Annotated in this window: 16 protein-coding genes; 9 read left to right on the plus strand and 7 right to left on the minus strand. The window is 45.4% G+C overall.

Annotation, left to right across the window (positions count from 1 at the left end):
• Positions 1 to 39 precede the first annotated feature (39 nt).
• The 3 genes from EJ063_RS06685 to EJ063_RS06695 form a co-directional block, all read right to left on the minus strand.
• Positions 40 to 2,559, minus strand: coding sequence for a bifunctional diguanylate cyclase/phosphodiesterase (locus EJ063_RS06685; protein ID WP_244225156.1), 2,520 nt, complete (start codon positions 2,557 to 2,559; stop codon positions 40 to 42).
• A gap of 63 nt (positions 2,560 to 2,622) precedes the next feature.
• Entirely contained in the window at positions 2,623 to 3,222 is a 600-nt protein-coding gene (yfbR, locus tag EJ063_RS06690; protein ID WP_126573279.1) for a 5'-deoxynucleotidase, read from the minus strand.
• A 73-nt stretch (positions 3,223 to 3,295) separates the two neighbouring features.
• Positions 3,296 to 4,510, minus strand: coding sequence for a pyridoxal phosphate-dependent aminotransferase (locus EJ063_RS06695; protein ID WP_126573281.1), 1,215 nt, complete (start codon positions 4,508 to 4,510; stop codon positions 3,296 to 3,298).
• A 219-nt stretch (positions 4,511 to 4,729) separates the two neighbouring features.
• Between EJ063_RS06695 and EJ063_RS06700 the strand changes: the two genes are divergently transcribed.
• The 6 genes from EJ063_RS06700 to menE all read left to right on the plus strand — a co-directional run bounded on the left by EJ063_RS06700 (position 4,730) and on the right by menE (position 11,938).
• Positions 4,730 to 6,037, plus strand: a complete 1,308-nt coding sequence (locus EJ063_RS06700; protein ID WP_126573283.1) for an isochorismate synthase — start codon at positions 4,730 to 4,732, stop codon at positions 6,035 to 6,037.
• A complete protein-coding gene (menD, locus tag EJ063_RS06705; RefSeq protein ID WP_126573285.1) occupies positions 6,037 to 7,758 on the plus strand; it encodes a 2-succinyl-5-enolpyruvyl-6-hydroxy-3-cyclohexene-1-carboxylic-acid synthase in 1,722 nt (573 codons plus the stop codon). Before EJ063_RS06700 ends, menD begins: the two co-directional genes overlap by 1 nt.
• On the plus strand, positions 7,748 to 8,539 hold the full coding sequence (gene menH, locus EJ063_RS06710; protein ID WP_126573287.1) for a 2-succinyl-6-hydroxy-2,4-cyclohexadiene-1-carboxylate synthase: 792 nt from the start codon (positions 7,748 to 7,750) through the stop codon (positions 8,537 to 8,539). The genes menD and menH overlap by 11 nt, the downstream gene beginning before the upstream one ends.
• Positions 8,540 to 8,567: 28 nt before the next feature.
• Complete coding sequence (gene menB / locus EJ063_RS06715; RefSeq protein ID WP_126573289.1) at positions 8,568 to 9,434, plus strand: 1,4-dihydroxy-2-naphthoyl-CoA synthase; 867 nt, start codon at positions 8,568 to 8,570, stop codon at positions 9,432 to 9,434.
• A gap of 157 nt (positions 9,435 to 9,591) precedes the next feature.
• Positions 9,592 to 10,584 (plus strand): o-succinylbenzoate synthase, encoded by a 993-nt coding sequence (gene menC / locus EJ063_RS06720; RefSeq protein ID WP_126573291.1) that lies wholly within the window; start codon positions 9,592 to 9,594, stop codon positions 10,582 to 10,584.
• Positions 10,577 to 11,938, plus strand: a complete 1,362-nt coding sequence (gene menE, locus EJ063_RS06725) for an o-succinylbenzoate--CoA ligase (RefSeq protein ID WP_126573293.1) — start codon at positions 10,577 to 10,579, stop codon at positions 11,936 to 11,938. Before menC ends, menE begins: the two co-directional genes overlap by 8 nt.
• A 130-nt stretch (positions 11,939 to 12,068) precedes the next feature.
• On the opposite strand, the gene nagE is transcribed toward menE, so the two are convergent.
• The gene (gene nagE, locus EJ063_RS06730; RefSeq protein WP_208640364.1) at positions 12,069 to 13,505 is read right to left on the minus strand and encodes an N-acetylglucosamine-specific PTS transporter subunit IIBC; all 1,437 of its coding nucleotides are present in this window, start codon (positions 13,503 to 13,505) and stop codon (positions 12,069 to 12,071) included.
• A gap of 189 nt (positions 13,506 to 13,694) precedes the next feature.
• On the opposite strand from nagE, the gene EJ063_RS06735 reads away from it, so the two are divergent.
• The gene (locus tag EJ063_RS06735) at positions 13,695 to 14,573 is read left to right on the plus strand and encodes a LysR substrate-binding domain-containing protein (RefSeq protein WP_126573296.1); all 879 of its coding nucleotides are present in this window, start codon (positions 13,695 to 13,697) and stop codon (positions 14,571 to 14,573) included.
• 91 nt (positions 14,574 to 14,664) lie between these two features.
• Positions 14,665 to 14,841 carry a hypothetical protein gene (locus tag EJ063_RS21000; RefSeq protein ID WP_167469883.1) on the plus strand — a complete coding sequence of 59 codons (177 nt, stop codon included), beginning with the start codon at positions 14,665 to 14,667 and terminating at the stop codon, positions 14,839 to 14,841.
• On the opposite strand, the gene EJ063_RS06740 is transcribed toward EJ063_RS21000, so the two are convergent.
• The 3 genes from EJ063_RS06740 to EJ063_RS06750 form a co-directional block, all read right to left on the minus strand.
• On the minus strand, positions 14,838 to 15,761 hold the full coding sequence (locus EJ063_RS06740) for a YeiH family protein (protein ID WP_126573298.1): 924 nt from the start codon (positions 15,759 to 15,761) through the stop codon (positions 14,838 to 14,840). The genes EJ063_RS21000 and EJ063_RS06740 overlap by 4 nt on opposite strands.
• 116 nt (positions 15,762 to 15,877) lie before the next feature.
• On the minus strand, positions 15,878 to 17,749 hold the full coding sequence (locus EJ063_RS06745) for an MFS transporter (RefSeq protein WP_126573300.1): 1,872 nt from the start codon (positions 17,747 to 17,749) through the stop codon (positions 15,878 to 15,880).
• Between the two features lie 22 nt (positions 17,750 to 17,771).
• Entirely contained in the window at positions 17,772 to 18,362 is a 591-nt protein-coding gene (locus EJ063_RS06750; protein WP_126573302.1) for a TetR/AcrR family transcriptional regulator, read from the minus strand.
• A gap of 193 nt (positions 18,363 to 18,555) precedes the next feature.
• Between EJ063_RS06750 and EJ063_RS06755 the strand changes: the two genes are divergently transcribed.
• The gene (locus EJ063_RS06755) at positions 18,556 to 19,434 is read left to right on the plus strand and encodes a Tim44 domain-containing protein (RefSeq protein WP_126573304.1); all 879 of its coding nucleotides are present in this window, start codon (positions 18,556 to 18,558) and stop codon (positions 19,432 to 19,434) included.
• Positions 19,435 to 19,436 lie beyond the last annotated feature (2 nt).

Raw genomic sequence — 19,436 nt, forward strand, 5'->3', positions numbered from 1 at the left:
ATACCACACATCCCTTTAGTGAAAAGCTTTGTAGAGCAATTACTTATTGATGCAACTTGTGGTGATGTTGCTTTGTTTGAAATCCATCAGATCGTCAATCAACAACGGTTTGGCATAAAAGTATCCCTGACCTAAATGACAATCATGCGCCAATAAGTGCTGATTTTGCTCGTTGGTTTCGATGCCTTCCGCGACGACCTTCATCGAGTGGGCTTTACCAATTGCGATAATGGCACGAATAAGGGCATCACTTTGTTCATTGATCAGCATTTTATCGACAAAAGAGCGATCGATTTTGATCTCGTTGATCGGCAAGTTGCACAAGTAGCTAAGCGAAGAGAAACCGGTCCCAAAGTCGTCCAGTGAAATGGCAAAGCCGTGTTCACGAAGCTGAGTAAGGATAGGGGTTACAATCTCTAAATCATCAATGAGGACGTTTTCGGTGATTTCGATGGTGATACGTTGACGATCAATCTTCTCTTCATCAATGATGGTGTTTAACACCGATAAGAAATCCTTGGCGATCAGCTGGCTAGGGGAAATATTGATCGACAGGCCCAATGCATTGTCACCATTTGGACACGCTTTGACGATGGTTTGGCATGCCGTTCGAATAACAAATTGGCCAATTTCATGAATAAGCCCGATTTCTTCTGCTTTGCGGATCAGTTCGACCGGGGAGACATGCCCGAGCTCTGGGTTATGCCAGCGTAACAGAGCCTCAACAGATTCAATCTTCCCAGAGCAAAGTTCTATTTGCGGCTGGTAAACCATGTAGAGTTCATCATTTTTGATCGCACAACGGAGCTGTTTTTCTAAAGTCAGTTCGTACTGAACACGCTTGTTAATCGACTCATCAAAGAACAGCACTTTGCCTTTTCGCCTTGCCTTTGAGGTATAAAGCGCGGTGTCTGCTTTGGCAATGAGATCTTCTGGATTAAGGCCATCTTGTGGATAGAGAGAGACACCGATACTGCAACTTGATGAGATCACCTTACCTTCAACCTCAATTTCGCTTTGGAATATTTCGCGAATACTCGCGGCAATACGCTCTGCATCGGAAACAGAGCCTAGATTTGGGAAGCAGAAGACAAATTCATCACCACCGAAGCGAGAGACGAGTTGGTTGCTACGAAGTAGGGCGTCGAATCTCTGCCCAACCTGTGTGAGAAGCTTGTCACCGATAGAGTGCCCAAACGCATCGTTTACTTTTTTAAAGTCATCGAGGTCAACAAACATGACTGCCGTTAGGGTATTGTCTTGGCTTGATGAAGAAATCGCTTGTCGAATAAAGTCAATCAGATAGGCTCGGTTTGGCAAGCTAGTCAGGCTGTCATGGAGTGCCTGATATTGCAGTTGGTCTTTGGCACTTTCAAGTTGTCTAAAATCAGAGCTGATCTGTGTTTTTAAGCGGCGGAAACGCTTACCTACCGCATTACCAATCATCAGCGAGATGATACCTAACGCCAACGCACCAAAAACACTCGCGAGGATAACTTGCTCTAATTCACGCTGATTGCGCTCTGTGATTTGAGCTTCACGATCAGAAAGAAAATCCTCTACGGGTCTTAAATAAACGCCCGTACCAATAACCCAATCCCAATCGGGCAAGTAGATAACAAAGCTAAGTTTGGATGAATCGCTAGAACCTGTTGGGGTGTATAAAGAATGATAACGAACGAAACCACCGCCATTCTTAGCGGTATCGATCAGCTCTTTGACGTATTTTTTGCCGGTTTTGTCGACCGCATCCAGTCGCTCAACGCCAATCAATGAAGAGTTAGGGTGTGAGAGCAATGCCCCTTTAGAGTTCATAATGAAGATGTAGCCGTCATCTTCATATTGGTAATCAGAAATACGAGCAATCAAGCGGCGTTGAATATCTTGCTCGACATCAACTACGTATTCGCCAGTACCAATGAACCAATTGAAGGGCTCAAAGTGCGCCACGTAGCCAATTTTATCGAATTCAGAGTTAAGGATTTCTGGTTTGCTCCACCACCAGCGGTGATAGGCTTGTTGACTGTTCTTAGCCAAGTTTGCGAGATCGCGGATAACGTAAGAGCCACGGACGTCCTGTAAGTCCCATAAGTTTTTACCTTCGATATGAGTCAGGATCGGGTGCATGATATTCGTGCCGTCTAGATCATAAATGAAGTAATAACCGCGGCCTTGATTGAATCGAATCGGACGAAGTGCTTCCAAAAGGATCTGCTTGAGTCGCTCCGGCGATTCGCCTTGATGAGTCTTATAGAGGTTATTGGCGATGCTCAGGGCTTCGTTGACTCTCTGTTTGACGTCTTCTTGCAGCAGGGTTTCAGTACGTTGCTTTTCTGATTCGATTTGTTCAGCGACATTGATGACGCGGTTTTGAATACTTTTTCGTTCAGATGAGTAAAAGTTCTCACGCAGAGAACCAATATCTTTGGTCAGTGAATAATGATTTTGGTTGATAAGAATAGCGATCACCACGGTAATGAAGATAGCCATCAATACCAATGGTAAATATCGGATAAATAAAGGTAGTTTTTTATCACTTGATAGAGTCTTTTCTATCATATACTTCTCCGCTCACTCTGGATCTAAATAAGTGTAGTTCTTTCGTTTATTTGTGTCTGTGCACTAACTGATCTCATCGAGTGATAACTCAAAACTCGGTGCAAAGGTGTTGAGGAAGTAATCCATTTCGGGCGTGTATCGATCTTTTAAAGTGATATCGAGGCGTTTCTTAGCCAGGGCGTATTCATGATTCCCTGCGCTGAGTTCCTCTAAACATTTGAGATAAGCGCAGATGGTATCGGCTTGCTTAACGATAGCCTCGTCTTCAGAGTGTGCCGATTCAGAGAGTAAGAAAGGGGCGAAGTCCTGTCGGAACTCTTCTGGGAGCATCGACAACAGTTTTTGCTCTGCTGCGGCTTCTATTTTTTTGTATTCTTTGGCGATTTCTGGATTGTAGTATTTCACAGGTGTTGGTAGGTCACCGGTCAGAACCTCACTGGTGTCATGGTACATACCGAGCAGTGCGATGCGTTCAGCGTTTAATGAACCACCAAACTTTTTATTCTTTATTAATGCGAGTGCATGAGCGACAAAGGCGACTTGAAGACTATGCTCTGAAATGTTTTCTGTTGAAACTGAACGCATGAGAGGCCAGCGTTGGATTAACTTCATGCGCGCAAGGTGGGCAAAAAAGTGGCTTTCTTGTTCGTTATCCTGTGACATTTCTCGACTCCATTCCATGAAAAAGGGCACTCAATGAGCGCCCTTTAAGTATATGAAATAATGAGCTTAATTTCTACTGACTATACGTCGATAGGAAACGTTCAAAACGACCAATGGCCAATTCTAAGTCTTCTACATGTGGCAGGGTTACAATTCGGAAGTGGTCCGGCTTAGGCCAGTTAAAGCCAGAACCTTGAACCAGTAATACCTTTTCCTGAACTAAGAAATCGAGCACCATTTTTTGGTCATCTTTGATGTTGTATTTCTTGGTATCAATCTTAGGGAATAGATACATGGCGCCTTTTGGTTTCACACACGAAACACCTGGGATCTGGTTGATCAATTCCCAAGCTCTGTCACGTTGTTCGAGTAAGCGGCCGCCAGGCAAGATCAACTCGTTAATGCTTTGGTAGCCACCTAATGCGGTTTGAATTGCGTGCTGCATGGGAACATTGGCACACAAGCGCATCGACGACAGCATATCTAGGCCGTTGATGTAGCCAAGCGCTTGATGCTTCGGGCCAGTCATGAACATCCAACCGCCACGGAAACCACATACGCGGTATGCCTTTGACAGACCATTGAACGTCATCACTAACACATCTTCGGTTAGTGTCGCGACAGAAGTGTGGGTTGCACCGTCGTAAAGCACTTTATCGTAGATTTCATCGGCGAAAATAATCAGTTTGTGCTGACGCGCAATTTCAATCACTTCGAGTAGGAAGTCACGGCTGTAGACAGCACCCGTTGGGTTGTTCGGGTTAATTAATACAATGCCGCGTGTTTTTGGAGTGATTTTCTTTTTGATGTCATCAAGATCTGGATACCAGTCTGCCTGCTCATCACATAGGTAATGCACCGCTTTACCGCCTGACAGCGCGACAGAGGCTGTCCACAATGGGTAATCAGGGGAAGGGACCAGCATTTCATCGCCATTGTTCAGCAGGGCTTGCATGGCCATAACGATAAGCTCAGATACACCGTTACCGATATAAACGTCTTCAACATCTAAAGAGTGGATGCCTTTGCGCTGGTAATGTTGCACAACGGCTTTGCGAGCCGAGTAGATACCTTTTGAATCACAGTAACCCTGTGAAGTGGGCAGGTTACGGATAACATCAACCAAAATTTCATCTGGGGCGTCGAAGCCAAATGGGGCGGGGTTACCGATGTTAAGCTTCAGTATTTTATGCCCTTCTTCCTCCATGCGCTTAGCATGTTTGAGTACAGGACCCCTAATGTCATAGCAGACATTGTCGAGTTTTGACGACATCCCGATATTTTGCATTGATTAAAACCTAAAAATAATTGAATTTCTTTATTAAAGTACCTCAAAATAAGGTTCTTTAGAATAAAAATCTGATTGAATAACAACAATTAATGCTTTGTAGCACGTCCGTTATCACAGGATTTTGCAAAACATTGTTTGCAACCTTGATTTGAGTAGGGTCTATAAATACAGTAATCATCTAAAATGAATAATAACTCCAATGCATACGAGGCTGATTTGTCACATTTTCATCAAGCCGTTACTGAACTTATCGAACGCGTAAAGGATGCGAAAGACGGCACGACCCGTCTGGTTCAAGTTCTTGAGGAAAAACCTGACTTTGCATTTATTGACTGGTTGGAGGCTCAACCGGTATTTCCAAAGTTTTATTGGCAGTCTCGTGATACCCGAGAAGAAGTGGTGGCGCTAGGGCAGTTGCATACCTTTGTTGATCCAGCACCTGCGTACACGATTTTGGCAGAAGACCAACGCATTTGGGGTGGGCGCTCTTTTGATGGGCAAACCGGCAAAAATCGCCGCTGTATGTCCTCTTTCTTCTTTTTGCCACAGATAGAGCTGATTCGTTTCGATCAAAACTGGTCTTTGGCGGTCAACCTTTCGGCAGAAAAGCACCGTACACTGGCAAGCCTTTACAAGCTACAATTTGATGTGATGCCGCTTTTACCGGTTAGTTCTCATATTGAACATATCCAGCACTTACCCGAGAAAGCTCAGTGGGATGAGTTGGTCGAAAAGGTATTGCTCGGTATTGAAAATGATGAGTTTAAAAAGGTGGTGCTGGCACGTAAAACGGCGGTAACGCTTGATCGTGCATTGTGCGCTGCTCAGTTTTTAAAATCGAGTTATCTGAACAACCACCACAGCTTCCATTTTTTGCTTTCGCTTGATAAACAGCACAGCTTTATTGGTTCGACACCAGAGCGCCTTTATTTACGTCAAGGACAAGAGCTCTATACCGAAGCATTGGCTGGTACGATAGGCCGAGGTGCCAATGCAAGCCAAGATATGGAACTGGCAAACTGGTTAGCGAACGATGCAAAGAACCTCAATGAAAACCAATACGTCGTCGACGATATTATTGAGCGTCTGACACCGCATTCAGAAACGGTGGAAGTAGAACAAGAAGCGCGTTTGGTTCGCTTAAGAAAAGTGCAGCACCTGAAACGCAGCATACATGCTCACTTAAACAAAGGTGTGAATGGTGTTCAACTGTTAGGCGCACTACAACCGACAGCGGCTGTTGCGGGTTTACCTCGCCAAGAGTCAATGGACTTTATTCAAAAGCATGAGCCTTTTGCTCGTGGCTGGTACGCCGGTTCCATGGGATTCATTAGCCAGCAACGCGCAGAGTTTTGTGTCGCGATTCGCAGTGCCTTGGTACTCGGTGATGAAGTTCAGTTGTTTGCAGGCGCGGGTATTGTTCCTGGTTCGGTTGCTGAGCATGAGTGGCAAGAGTTGGATAAAAAGATGTCTACGTTACTTTCCTTAATTTCTGAGCATTCACCTCTCGGAGTCGCTTCGTAATGTTGTTCCAACCTAATCAAGCTGTCGTTAACCGTATTTGGTGCCAAGTGCTTTTAGAAGAGTTACATCGCTTTGGCGTAACGGAAGTGTGTGTGGCTCCGGGTTCTCGTTCTACACCTCTCACACTCGAAGCTGATGAAAACCCAAACCTAAACCTCCATACCCACTTTGATGAGCGTGGCCTTGGTTTTTTAGCATTAGGTTTGGCCAAAGCAAGCCAAAAGCCAGTTGCCGTTGTGGTGACGTCAGGCACTGCGGTCGCCAATCTTTTACCGGCGATTGCCGAAGCGAAGCTAACCGGCGAAAAGCTGGTGGTATTAACCGCAGACAGGCCAAGCGAACTTGTCGGGTGTGGCGCAAACCAAGCCATTGAGCAGCGCGGTATCTACTCCTCTCATGTTACAGCTTCGCTCGAACTACCAAGTCCAGCACTGACAACGCCACTCAAATGGCTATTGACCTCGATTGACCAAGTGATGAACCAGCAGGCTGAAAATGGCAGTGCTGTTCATATCAATTGTCCTTTTCCAGAGCCGCTTTATAGCAATGAAAGTAAATCCCTCTATCAAGACTATCTGGAGGAGGTGAATCGTTGGCGAAACCACTCTTCTCCTTATACTTCTCAAATTCTTCCGAATAAAACGACGAGTATAAACGTTGGCGAGTTTGCCCAACATAAAGGGATCGTTGTGGTAGGTAGTGTCACCTTAACGGAAGCAAAAAAGGCGAAAGCATTGGCAGAGAAGCTTGGTTGGCCGCTACTGTGCGATCCTCAATCGGGGATGCGCTCACCATGGGCGCACTATGATATCTGGTTGCAAAACTCAGAGCAGGCCCAAGCACTTAACGAGTGTGAACTGGTTTTACAAGTGGGTTCGCGTATTGTATCTAAGCGTTTGAATCAATGGATAGCAGAGCAAGTCGAGCAACGTGATGCTCAATATCATTACCTTTCGCCACAAAGACAACGTAACAACCAATCGCACTTAATGCAGACCCATCATGTGTGTGATATTGAGCCTTGGTTAGAGCAGGTTATTGATGCAATAGTGCCACTATCGTCAAGTCAGGCTGGGTGGGGTGAACGCTTAACGTCTTTGTCTACCCAGGTAGAGGAACTTGCGAATCTGCATTTAACGACCCAGTCAGCACTGAGTGAACTAGGGTTAGCGTTGAGTGTGAATCAACTGCCCAAGTCAGCTCAAATCTTTTTAGGTAACAGCCTATTTGTCCGACTCGTGGATATGTTCAGCGGTGTGAGTGATTACTCCGTTTTCAGTAACCGTGGCGCATCAGGCATTGATGGCTTAATTGCGACAGCAAGTGGTGTTATTAAAGCTAGTCAGCAACCGACAGTGGTCTTTATTGGCGATACTTCGCTTCTCTATGACATCAACTCGCTCGCTTTATTGAGCCAGCAACAAACACCGGTTGTTGTGGTTGTGACCAACAATGACGGTGGTGCTATCTTTGATTTGCTTCCCGTTCCTCAGCAGCAAAAGCAGGCGCTTTACCAAATGCCCCATGGCTTTGAATTCGAACATGCTGCTAAGCAGTTCAAACTGAATTACGTCAAACCAGAAACTTTGAGCCATTACCAACAGAGTGTGAATGAGCATTTACTTACTGGACAGGGCGCATTGATTGTCGAAGTGCAAACGCCACCAGAACAAGCTTCATCTCAACTTAAAGAGTTTATTCAACAAGTACATGCTCTCTAGTCGTTTCTATCATCAGCCTCTTCAATCTCACAAGCCTGTGTTGGTTTTTCTGCACGGCTTGCTGGGCTCTGGTGAAGATTGGCAGCAGACCCTTGCAGAGCTTGAGGGCTATCCGGCGATCACTATCGATTTACCCGGTCATGGCTTAAGCGCATTACAATCTTGTTGCACTTTTAAAGAGTGCTGCGATCAAATAACTGACACGCTTCTTACTCACCTAGCGCCAGAGCAGCCTATAGTATTGGTTGGCTATTCGCTGGGAGCCAGAATCGCAATGTCTGGCGTTGCTCTTGAGTTCTTTCCATCTCTCAATATTAAATTGTTGATCGTCGAAGGTGGGAACTTTGGACTTCAACAAGAGAGCGAGAAACAAGCGAGATGGCAAAACGATCAAAGATGGGCGAATCGATTCAGAGAGGAACCTATTGAGCAGGTACTGAGCGATTGGTATCAGCAAAGTGTGTTTAGTTCACTAAACCATGAGCAAAGACAAAAACTGGTGATCAAGCGCAGTGCTAATCTAGGTTCATCAGTAGCGAATATGCTTGAGGCAACGTCTCTCGCCAAGCAAGATTACCTTCTGGAACAACTTAAGTGTTCAGGGGTAAGTACATATTATATTTGCGGTGAAAAAGACAATAAGTTTAGTCAGTTGGCCGAACAAAGCGGTTTGTCTTTTCGCCAAGTAGCCAATGCCGGGCATAACGTTCATATCGAACAACCCAAGGCATTTGCTGAAGTAATAAAAACTCAACTGAACACTCATTTTTGTGGGCGTTGAGCCAATAACAGAACAAACAGGAATCACCATGGCAAAAACAGTCGGTATCTCAGAAGAAGAACTATACGCACCAGTAAACTGGAATGACTGCACCGGTGAATATGAAGATATTCAGTACCATAAATCCGAAGACGGCATTGCGAAGATCACCATTGCTCGCCCTCAAGTTCACAATGCGTTCCGTCCTCAAACAGTAAAAGAGATGATCAATGCGTTGGCTGATGCGCGTTATGACGAACGTGTTGGTGTGATCATTTTGACAGGCTTAGGCGAGAAAGCGTTCTGCTCAGGCGGTGATCAGAAGATCCGCGGCGACTACGGCGGCTACCAAGATGACTCAGGTACTCACCACCTAAATGTTCTAGACTTCCAACGTCAAATCCGTACTTGTCCAAAACCTGTGATTGCTTCAGTCGCTGGCTGGGCGGTTGGTGGTGGTCACGTTCTACACATGATGTGTGACCTAACAATCGCAGCTGAAAACGCTCAATTTGGTCAAACAGGCCCGAAAGTGGGTTCATTTGATGGTGGCTGGGGCGCGTCTTACATGGCTCGTATTGTTGGTCAAAAGAAAGCACGCGAAATCTGGTTCCTATGTCGTTTCTACAATGCGCAAGAAGCATTGGATATGGGCCTAGTGAACACAGTTGTTCCAGTTGAAGAATTAGAGAAAGAGACAGTACGCTGGTGTCGTGAAACGCTACAACACAGCCCAATGGCACTACGTTGTCTGAAAGCTGCACTAAACGCTGACTGTGATGGTCAAGCCGGTCTGCAAGAGCTTGCAGGTAACGCAACCATGATGTTCTACATGACAGAGGAAGGTCAGGAAGGACGCAATGCGTTCAATGAGAAGCGTCGCCCGGACTTTGATAAGTTTCCACGCAACCCTTAAGTCGTCATAGTTTTCGTCGCCAGAATATCGTTAGCGTTGTCGAAGGTGCTCATTTATGCTTATAAACTCCGCGCCTTCTCCTAGCTATCGACATTCTGGCTTAGAAACCTATCTACAACTTGTCTAATATTTAAAAAATTAAGAAAGGGATATTGCTATGAGATCAGCCAAACTGTATCGCTATGAATTGCCGATGGACAGTGGGGTGATATTGCGTGAACAACGATTGAAGCACCGTGAAGGTTTCGTGGTGGAATTGTTGATTGATGGTGAAGTCGGTCGAGGTGAAGTTGCACCGTTGCCGGGTTTTAGCATCGAAACCATGGATGAGGTTTACTTACAACTCACAGAACAATTAGCAAAGTGGCAGCAAGGTGAAGAACTTCAATTCGATGCGCTTTATCCATCTGTCGCTTTTGGTTTATCGATGGCTCAGTGTGAGCTTGATAAGGGACTGCCTTTGGAGGGTAGCTTTCAGGCCGCACCTTTATGTTCAGGCGATCCTGATGAACTGCTACCAAAGCTGAATGCGATGACGGGCGAAAAGGTCGCTAAGATCAAAGTAGGTTTATATGAACCTATTCGTGATGGCATGTTAGTGAGTCTTTTCTTGGAATCCATTCCTGATCTGACCTTACGCTTAGATGCGAATCGCGCGTGGAGCGCAGAGAAAGCGCAGCAGTTTGCGAAAAAGATTCCACCGTCATTACGTGGTCGAATCGCGTTTATTGAAGAGCCTTGCCAACAGCCTGGTGATAGCTTTTCGTTTGCCATGGATACCGGAATTGCGATTGCGTGGGATGAAACCCTGCAGCATGCGATTCGTAAGGATGACTTCAAACTTGAAGATTTCACCGGTGTGAAAGCAATCATCATCAAGCCAACGTTAATTGGTTCGGTTGAGCGCTGTATTGAATTGATTGAAAAAGCTAAAGCTCTCGGGATTAAAGCGGTGATCAGTTCAAGCATTGAATCAAGCTTAGGTCTCACACAGCTAGCTCGTTTAGCGCATTGGCAGTTACCAGAAGAAGTGCCTGGGCTTGATACCGTTGGCCTGTTTGCACAGCAACTTGAAGTGGCGTGGCCAAACTGTGAGCTACCGATGGTCACGCTAGCTGACCAAGCATTGATATGGCAATCCAATGACTGAGTGTTTATCTCCTCTACAACAATGGGCTCAATCGAGCCCATCTTTATGCGCGCTAGAAACCCCTCAAGAAACGTACAGCTGGCAATCGCTTTACCAGAAAGTGACTCGGGTGGCGAATGGGTTAAGCGAGCAGGGCGTCGGCTCGGGTGACGTGGTGACATGCGTAGGCAAAAATAGCGTTGAGCAGCTGCTTATCTATTTGGCCTGTTTAGAGCTGGGGGCAATATGCGCGCTAACGATGCCACAAACAGAATCTGAGTTGACCCGAAAAGTCGACACTCTTTACGGAACACAGAAACCGGCTAAGCTTTGGAGCCAATCCCCTGAACTCTCCCATCTAACAAATCTAGATTTTGTCGAGAGCGATACTCAGGTATACGAAGGAAGCTACAGCCCAGATAATCTAGCGTCTATTGTCTTTACTTCGGGTTCAACGGGAACGCCTAAAGCTGTTGCCCACACTTCACGTCAACACTTGGCCTCTGCGTCAGGACTGCTCGATAAATTTACCTTTAAGCAAGGTGATAGCTGGTTACTTAGCTTGCCGATGTACCATGTATCAGGGCTTGCGATTGTTTATCGTTGGTTATTCAGCGGAGCGACATTAAAAGTAGGTTCAGGGAAACTTGAGCGCGATATTGTTGGTGTTACTCATGCTTCTTTGGTGTCGACTCAGCTAAAGCGTTTACTAGAAGAGCAGGTGGTTCTAAATCTAACTCATGTTTTATTGGGCGGAAGCCATGTTCCTTTAGCACTCAGCCAACAAGCTGCTCAGATTGGCATTGAAACATGGTTAGGTTATGGGATGACCGAGGCCGCTTCCACAGTCACGGCAAAGCGCCTTGATGAACTCTATAGCGCGGGGTTCGTTCTGCCCAATCGTGCACTGAAGCTGGAAGGTCAGCGAATTTTCATCGGTGGAGAAACATTGGCATCCGGCTATTACCATCAAGGTCTGGTCATCCCTTTCACTGACGAAGGGTGGTTTGATACGAAAGATCTCGGTGAGTGGAAATCCGATGAACTCAGTATTATTGGCCGCGCGGATAACTTGTTTATTTCAGGTGGTGAAAATGTTCACTGTGAAGAGATTGAAGCTGCGCTCATGAACGTTGATGGGATTACACAAGCGATAGTGATGCCGGTTGACGATGCGGAATTTGGTCAACGTCCAGTTGCGGTTTGTGATTTTTCAAAGCTGTTATCTAAGGATGAGATTGAAGTGCATTTGAAAGGAGAGTTGGCCAAGTTTAAGTGGCCTATCGCTTACTATGCGATGCCCGATTCTATTAAACAAAGCGGTATTAAAGTCTCAAGGAAGTTACTTAAAGAGTGGTTAACTGAGCAGAAATAAAAAAGAAGTGCAGATTCGGTGACTAAGCGAAACTGCACTTCAGGGGGCGTGGTGAAGGTGAGTCACCACAAACTCTGCGATACCAACCAGAATCAATATCTGATCATCTACTTATCCCGATTGGTATTATTTAGTTAGCGAGTTGTTGTTTCATTTGCTCGGCAACTTTATCCACCTTACCTAGACCGATGATGACTTGAAGTCCATTCTTACCCACCGGTACCACACCTGCAGCACCAAGCTGTTTCAGTTTTTCATTGTCAGCCAATGATGAATCTTTCACCCCTAAACGAAGGCGAGTAATACAGTTGTCGACTTCAGTAATGTTGTCTGCACCGCCAATCGCTTGAATGTAACCTTTCGTCAGCTCAGAGATATCTTCAGTCGCTTCTTTGTTTAAGTCTTCACCACGTCCTGGCGTTTTAAGATTAAACTTGATAATCGCAAAGCGGAAAATGACATAGTAGAGCGTGAAGAACACAAGACCTTGAAGAATTAGCATGTACCAGTTAGTGGCTAGTGGGTTTTGGCTTGATAGGACGAAGTCTACGAAACCTGCCGAGAAACCAAAGCCTGCCATCCACTCCATTGACGCTGCAATGTAAAGAGAAAGACCGGTTAGTACCGCGTGAATCACGAATAGCACCGGTGCAAGGAACATAAAGCTAAACTCTAGTGGCTCAGTGATACCGGTGAAGAATGACGCCATACCGGCTGCAAGCATAATCGCAAATACTTGGTTCTTATTTTTAGCGTCAGAACAGTGGTACATCGCGAGTGCTGCAGCTGGTAAACCAAACATCATAATTGGGAAGAAGCCTGCTTGGTACATGCCTGTTTTGCCTGGAATACCTGTTCCATTAGCAATCGACTGCGCGCCACCTAAGAAGTTCGGGATATCGTTAATACCCACCACATCGAACCAAAATACTGGGTACAGAGCGTGGTGCATGCCAACAGATAGGAATAGGCGGTTAAAGAAACCAAATAGGCCAGCACCTACAGCGCCCATGCTTTCTAGTTTAATACCCAATACAATCAGAGCGTCATACACCGCTGGCCAGATGTAAAGTAGAGCGAACGATAGCGCCATACCTGCAAGCGAGGTAAGGATTGGAACTAGGCGTTTGCCGCTAAAGAAAGCCAAGGCTTGTGGCAGTTCTACAGTCGAGTAACGGTTGTAAATTTCAGCCGAAATAATACCGATAATAATGCCAATGAACTGGTTGCTGATTTTGCCAAACGCGTCAGGCACTTCGTCCATGGCTACATCTGTCAATTGCGCTACCGACCCTGGTGCGAGTAGGGTAGTCACAACTAAGAACATGACGAAACCAGACAGAGCCGCTGAACCGTTTTTGTCTCGGCTAAGACCAAAAGCAACACCAACAGCAAACAGCACTGCCATGTTGTCGATGATTGCGCCACCTGATTTGATAAGAAATGCGGCCAAGATGTTTTCTGAACCCCAGCCGACTGGGTCTAACCAGTAGCCAATGCCCATAAGAATTGCTGCTGCCGGTAATGTAGCGACTGGAACCATCAGCGCCTTACCGACCTTTTGCATATATCCAAGTATATTCATGTATGCCCCTAAGAAGATAATTAATAATTTTAATAAGCGAGTCATTTGGCGTTAGTCAGACGATAAAACTCACTCAAACATTGTCTGTAGGTGATTTTATGAGTTAATTCACGGTGCAAACAAACGAAACAGGTCATACTATGAATTAAATAATTTAATGCATAAGAATCTATGGCTAACCAACAACAACTGTTAAGAAACCTGCATACCTTCAATGTGGCCGCTAAGGTAATGAGCTTTACGTTAGCAGCGAAAAAACTCCATCTTACCCAAGGTGCCGTTAGCCATAGGATCAAGGTGTTGGAAGGAGAGTTGGGCTTTAACTTGTTTGTTCGTGGCACTCGAAAATTAGAGTTAACGCCGGAAGGGGAAAGGTTCAGCCGGACGATTTCTAAATCCTTGGGGTTGATCTTTACTGACATTGAAGAAATTAATAACACAGAATTACATGGGCAGATAAATATCGCGATGAGCCCAGCGTTTGCTAATGGTTGGCTGTTCCCTCGAATTGCAGATTTTAAGCAGCGTTATCCTAAATTTAATCTCAATATTTTTGCTCAAGAAGCGCAGAACTTTCACCAGAACCAGATAGATGTGGCGATTTATTATGGTGCGGACACATTGGCCGATATGTATCGTAAGCCGTTATTTGGTGAGAAATACGTACCTGTGTGTACGCCAAAATATGCCAAGCAACTGGGTATTTTTGATGATGGAATGGAATCACTAAAACGAGTCAATTTCATTCATGCCTTAGAGTCAGATGTGTGGCAGCGTTGGGTGAAGCACTTAGGGTTAGATGTGAACTTATTCGAGCAGTTTTACTGTGTCAGTCACCGTGATATGGGGACTCAATGCGCTTTAAACGATGTGGGAGTCTCGATGGGGCGCTATCACTTTGTGAAACCCTATATTGATAGGGGAGAGCTTGTCACGCCTTATCCAAGTATGGAAACGGACATGACCTATGATGTAGTTTGCCCGCTAGGGACGGAAAAGAGGCCCAAAATTCAGACCTTCATTAACTGGCTTGATGAGCAACTTAGTTAATTTAGCAATTTCATAGTCCAAATATGAATTTATCATTCTTATAACCCTATCTCATAATAGCCATACTTTAATACGGATATTGGTAATAAGAATGATAAAAGCAGCGCTTGTCATTGCGGCGATATTACAAATTATTGTCGCAATTCAAACGGACGGTCTTATCCGCGCTTTGGCTGAGTTGTCTGCGTTTTTGCTCATAGCCGCTTTGGTATGGAGCTTAAAACCAAGAAAGCAGACAAAGTTTGCCCACAAGTTAGACGACTACTAACCGAGCATTAACCAAGCTAGTGAGCTGGTGGAAATCGCTAGCCACAGCGTAATACCAAACAGTAAAGGTTTCGGACCTGATGCCTTCAACTTTTCTACTGAGATCCCACAGCCAATCAAAAATAGGCACACGACCAGTGCTTTCTTAGCGACATCAAAAATGCCTTGGTAAATCATATCAAACTGAGGCAGAGCATCGCTCACACCAATTGCAGCACAGTAGAACAGAATAAAGTAAGGGATAGTGACTTTCTTGGATTCATTGCGGAACAGGAACGCACTGAATAGAGCAACAGGTATGATCCATAACGCCCTCGCTAGTTTTAATGTAGTCGCAGTCGTTAAAGCTTCTTCGCCGTACGCAGAAGCGGCACCAACCACAGAAGAAGTATCATGAATGGCGATGGCTGCCCAAGTACCGAAGGTGTGTTGATCTAAATTTAACGCATGACCAATCACTGGAAAGATAAAAAGAGCGATAGAGTTAAGAACAAAGACGGTCGCTAAAGAAAGGCCGATTTGCTCATCATTGGCTTTTATCGCTGGTGCTACCGCGGCAATAGCGCTACCACCACAAATCGCGGTACCCGATGAAATTAGATAGCCGGTTTCTTTATTCAGCCCCATCCACTTCGCGACCCACCAACCGATCACAAGGGTGCCTAATATGGTCGCAATAATGAGCTCAATTCCATCAGAGGTAACAGCAATCGCCTGTTCAAATTGGATTCCAAATCCTAAGCCAACAATCGAATAAGCCAGCAGTTTTTTGGTGATTTTTGCTAACTGAAACTCGGTTGGAACGAGCCCTAATGACGCAATTAAAAAGCCAATAACTAACGCCGTTGGTGAGGAAACAACAGGGGTTAAGCAGATAAACAATGCTAGCCAAAACGGAAGCTGCTTGGTGATATTTTTCATTCTTACAACTGATAGTGATGATTACACTACAGTGTAGCGTAATCATATTGATTAATAGAGCTGAATGTCTTGAACCTGCGTTAAGAAAAACTGAACGCGAGATTTGTGGGTAATGCTTAGCGCCAATCGCCTCTTAACTGAGCAACCTTTTGATGCATTGCTTGAGTTGAGGCTAAATTCGGTGCCACTGGCTCGCCCGCCTCAATCTCAATCCTTGACCAAAAGCGGGAAGGTAACCCTTTGAACGCTGACCCTTTAGAACGGCTGAAGTAGCTGCCCCAAAGTCCTTTAATCGCGAGTGGAATAACGGGTACGGGGCTGCGTTTTAATATCAGGTCCATGCCTCGCATAAACTCATTCATTTCACCGTCAGAAGTCAATCTTCCCTCTGGGAAAATACAGACGATGTGACCTTCTGCAAGGGCTTGTTCGACGTCACCGAATGCTCTTACGATAGAGCGTCGATTGGTGGCTGAAATTGGGATCACACCAGCACGGTTTAAAAAACGTTTGAGTGGTGGCAGGTTGGCGTAATCTTCTTCCATAACAAAGCGAATCAAGCGAGGGCATACCGCGCTAAGGAGTAGGGCATCCATGTAACTCACATGGTTACACACTAACAGCGCTCCGCCTTTTTCGGGCAAATGATGCAGATTCTTATGGTTCACTCGGTACATGGTGTGCGTCAAGATCCACACAAGAAAACGCACAACAAAAATCGGCACTTGAAGGCACAGATAGCAGGCTACGGCAAAGTTCATTACCGCGAGCAGTAAAAAGAGTTGCGGAATGCTGAGATTTAAGAGACTCAAACAAACGATGCCGAGCACAGCACTGCCAACCATAAACAGAGAATTATAAATGTTCAGGGCGGCAATGACTTGAGCTCGCTCTGTGGGTTTCGCTCTTTGCTGCATTAATGCATACAAAGGAACGATGAACACACCGCCGGATGCCCCAAGTAGCAATAAGTAGGCAAACAAAGGCCACAGTTCTCGGTACGAGATAAAATCTCCAAAGCTTGAAAACTCAGGGAGCGCGCTAGGAATAGAGGTGGCCATCAAAGCGCCAAACACCGTGATGCCCAAGCTACCTAAAGGAACAATACCGACTTCGATACGATGATTTGAGAGCTTATCGCAGGCCAGTGAACCCACTGCGATACCTACCGAAAAGAGGGCCAATAAGAAGGAAACCGCGCTTTCACTGCCGTTAAGGTGCAACTTAGTAAAGTTAGGAAACTGCGTGAGGTAGGCAGCACCAAGGAACCAGAACCAACTGATGGCCATTAAAGCTTGAAAGACCGTTCTATCGGCTTTGGCGATAGCAATGGTTTTCTTAGTCTGCGTTATTGGTTGCCAGCGAAACTTAATGTCTGGCGCACTTGCCGGTGCTTCTGGGATCGAACGGCTAGAGATATAACCGAACAGCGCAAAAATGACAACGGCTCCGGCCGCGATGTATTTGGCGTTTTCAGCGGAGGCAATCATACCAGCCCCTAATGTGCCAAGCAGGATCGCGAGGAATGTTCCAGTTTCAACTAAGGCATTACCAGGAACAAGCTCATTGGGTTTGAGTTGCTGAGGTAGCAGCGCGTATTTCACCGGTCCAAAGAAAGCCGATTGAGTCCCCATGAGAAACAGTAAGATCAGCAAAATGACGTAGCTTTCGGTAATAAAGCCAATGGCACCAAGCGACATAATGCCGATCTCAGCGAGCTTCACTTTGCGGATGAACCAAGACTTTTCGTATTTGTCTGCTAATACACCGGCTGAAGCGGAGAAAAGAAAGAAAGGTAAAATGAATAAGCCTGCCGCAAGATTAATAAACAGGTTACTCGAAATAGGGAGTGCGCCAGCGCCCGCAAATGCGACAAAAAGGAGAAGAACATTTTTGAAAATGTTGTCGTTAAATGCGCCAAAAAACTGAGTAATAAAGTAGGGCAAAAAGCGTCTTTGCCCTAGTAGAGAAGTCTGGTTATTCGACATTTGATAACCTGTTTCCTTAGGTTTACCAGTTGGTCAGGTAATTTGATAGTAGGTTTTCAATCAGTTCTTTGCCATCAATCGGCTTGGCTGCAAAGAATTTATCATCGACACTGAGCAAAGTGATACCGTGAACGCCAGACCACAAAACGCGGCTCGCTTTTAATACTTCTTCGTCGCTACGTTGTGGTGCGAGCGCTTTTAACAGGTGTTCTAGCATCCCAGTCATTGAATCAATGCGTTCTGATTGCCACTCAGGAAGTGCTTCACCATTCATGTTGTGCTCAAAAATGAGCTGCCAACGATGAGGGTGACGTTGGGCGAAATCGTGATAACAATAGGCAAGTTCATAAAGAGCCGTCGTGTGGTCTTCACTGTTTGCCACCACCTGACCAGCTTCTTGTGAAAGCTCATCGAGTGTTTGTGCGACTGCATGGAGCAGCAGCAGGTTATAGTTACCAAAGACATTGACTAGTGTACTCGGGACATAGCCAATCATATTCGCGATCTTACGCAAGCTAAGGTCGTGATGCGAGTTAGATGCCAAAAACTCCTTAACGGTATTAAGTGTCAGAGCAATGAGTTGTTCGCGTGTATGATCGTTTCTTCGGGCCATGATGAGTTGTCTAAAATGAACATTGTTCAATATTCTAATGTTCAGTGGCTCTTAGCGTCAACTAACAGAACGCTAATTTGCAATATTCTGATACATGTAAACAAAACGTTTTAGTTTGAATATAGATACGGTCGGAGTAATATGGCCTGATAAGTATAAATTAATAAACCTTGATAGATTTGAAAGGAAGAACATGAAACGACTTTTCTCTCTTGTTGCTCTACTGATGGTCTCAGTAGCGATTACTCCAATCGCTGAGGCAAAGAAATTCGGTGGCGGTAAATCTTTTGGTAAGAGCTTTAAGACAGCACCTGCACCAAAACAGCAGCAACAAAACACCAATACGATTGGTAAAGATCAAACGACTAAAACGCAAAGCTCTAGCAAGAAAGGCCTAATGGGTGGTCTACTTGGTGGTCTATTAGCGGGTGGTCTACTTGCAGCCTTCTTTGGTGGCGCGTTTGAAGGTATCCAGTTCATGGATATTCTTATCATGGGCTTAATCGCCTTTGTTATTTTCAAACTGATGCGTTCAATGCTTGGCGCTAAGCAAGGCAGCATGAACCAGCAGCGTCAACAACCTGCTTTTGGTGGTTCAGCACCTAAGTTCGAGCAACCAAACGTTCATAACTTTGAGCAGCCTCAGAACGCACCTCAAGGTGGCGGTTTTGGTTTCGGCGCTCAAAGCGATGTGCCGCACAACTACCCACCGGGTTTTGACCAAGCGGCATTCATCAATGGTTCTCGCGAACACTACCGTATTCTTCAAGGTGCTTGGAACCATAACCAGCTTCATACAATCGAAGAGTATGTATCTGCAAGCCTATACGAAGACCTTAAAGCTGAGCGCGCGAAGCTATACGGTGAACAACATACTGACGTTATGTACGTAGACGCTGAAATCGTTCGTGCTGATCACGATGCCTCTAAAGCGCAACTAAGCCTGCAGTTTAGCGGTCGTTACCGTGATGCAGTTGAAGGCATTGAAGAAGATATCACTGACATCTGGCACTTAGAGCGTGACTTAACAGCGCCTAATGCACCATGGTTGATTGTTGGTATTCAAGGCTAAGT

Origin of the sequence: Vibrio aquaticus (assembly GCF_003970385.1) — a bacterium.
Classification (GTDB): domain Bacteria; phylum Pseudomonadota; class Gammaproteobacteria; order Enterobacterales; family Vibrionaceae; genus Vibrio; species Vibrio aquaticus.

Excerpts from the sequence above, each read along its gene's own strand:
- EJ063_RS06685 (WP_244225156.1), bottom strand. The coding sequence starts at position 2,559 with ATGATAGAAAAGACTCTATCAAGTGATAAAAAACTACCTTTATTTATC.
- yfbR (WP_126573279.1), bottom strand. The coding sequence starts at position 3,222 with ATGTCACAGGATAACGAACAAGAAAGCCACTTTTTTGCCCACCTTGCG.
- EJ063_RS06695 (WP_126573281.1), bottom strand. The coding sequence starts at position 4,510 with ATGCAAAATATCGGGATGTCGTCAAAACTCGACAATGTCTGCTATGAC.
- menD (WP_126573285.1), top strand. The coding sequence starts at position 6,037 with ATGTTGTTCCAACCTAATCAAGCTGTCGTTAACCGTATTTGGTGCCAA.
- menH (WP_126573287.1), top strand. The coding sequence starts at position 7,748 with ATGCTCTCTAGTCGTTTCTATCATCAGCCTCTTCAATCTCACAAGCCT.
- menB (WP_126573289.1), top strand. The coding sequence starts at position 8,568 with ATGGCAAAAACAGTCGGTATCTCAGAAGAAGAACTATACGCACCAGTA.
- menC (WP_126573291.1), top strand. The coding sequence starts at position 9,592 with ATGAGATCAGCCAAACTGTATCGCTATGAATTGCCGATGGACAGTGGG.
- menE (WP_126573293.1), top strand. The coding sequence starts at position 10,577 with ATGACTGAGTGTTTATCTCCTCTACAACAATGGGCTCAATCGAGCCCA.
- nagE (WP_208640364.1), bottom strand. The coding sequence starts at position 13,505 with ATGCAAAAGGTCGGTAAGGCGCTGATGGTTCCAGTCGCTACATTACCG.
- EJ063_RS06735 (WP_126573296.1), top strand. The coding sequence starts at position 13,695 with ATGGCTAACCAACAACAACTGTTAAGAAACCTGCATACCTTCAATGTG.
- EJ063_RS21000 (WP_167469883.1), top strand. The coding sequence starts at position 14,665 with ATGATAAAAGCAGCGCTTGTCATTGCGGCGATATTACAAATTATTGTC.
- EJ063_RS06740 (WP_126573298.1), bottom strand. The coding sequence starts at position 15,761 with ATGAAAAATATCACCAAGCAGCTTCCGTTTTGGCTAGCATTGTTTATC.
- EJ063_RS06745 (WP_126573300.1), bottom strand. The coding sequence starts at position 17,749 with ATGTCGAATAACCAGACTTCTCTACTAGGGCAAAGACGCTTTTTGCCC.
- EJ063_RS06750 (WP_126573302.1), bottom strand. The coding sequence starts at position 18,362 with ATGGCCCGAAGAAACGATCATACACGCGAACAACTCATTGCTCTGACA.
- EJ063_RS06755 (WP_126573304.1), top strand. The coding sequence starts at position 18,556 with ATGAAACGACTTTTCTCTCTTGTTGCTCTACTGATGGTCTCAGTAGCG.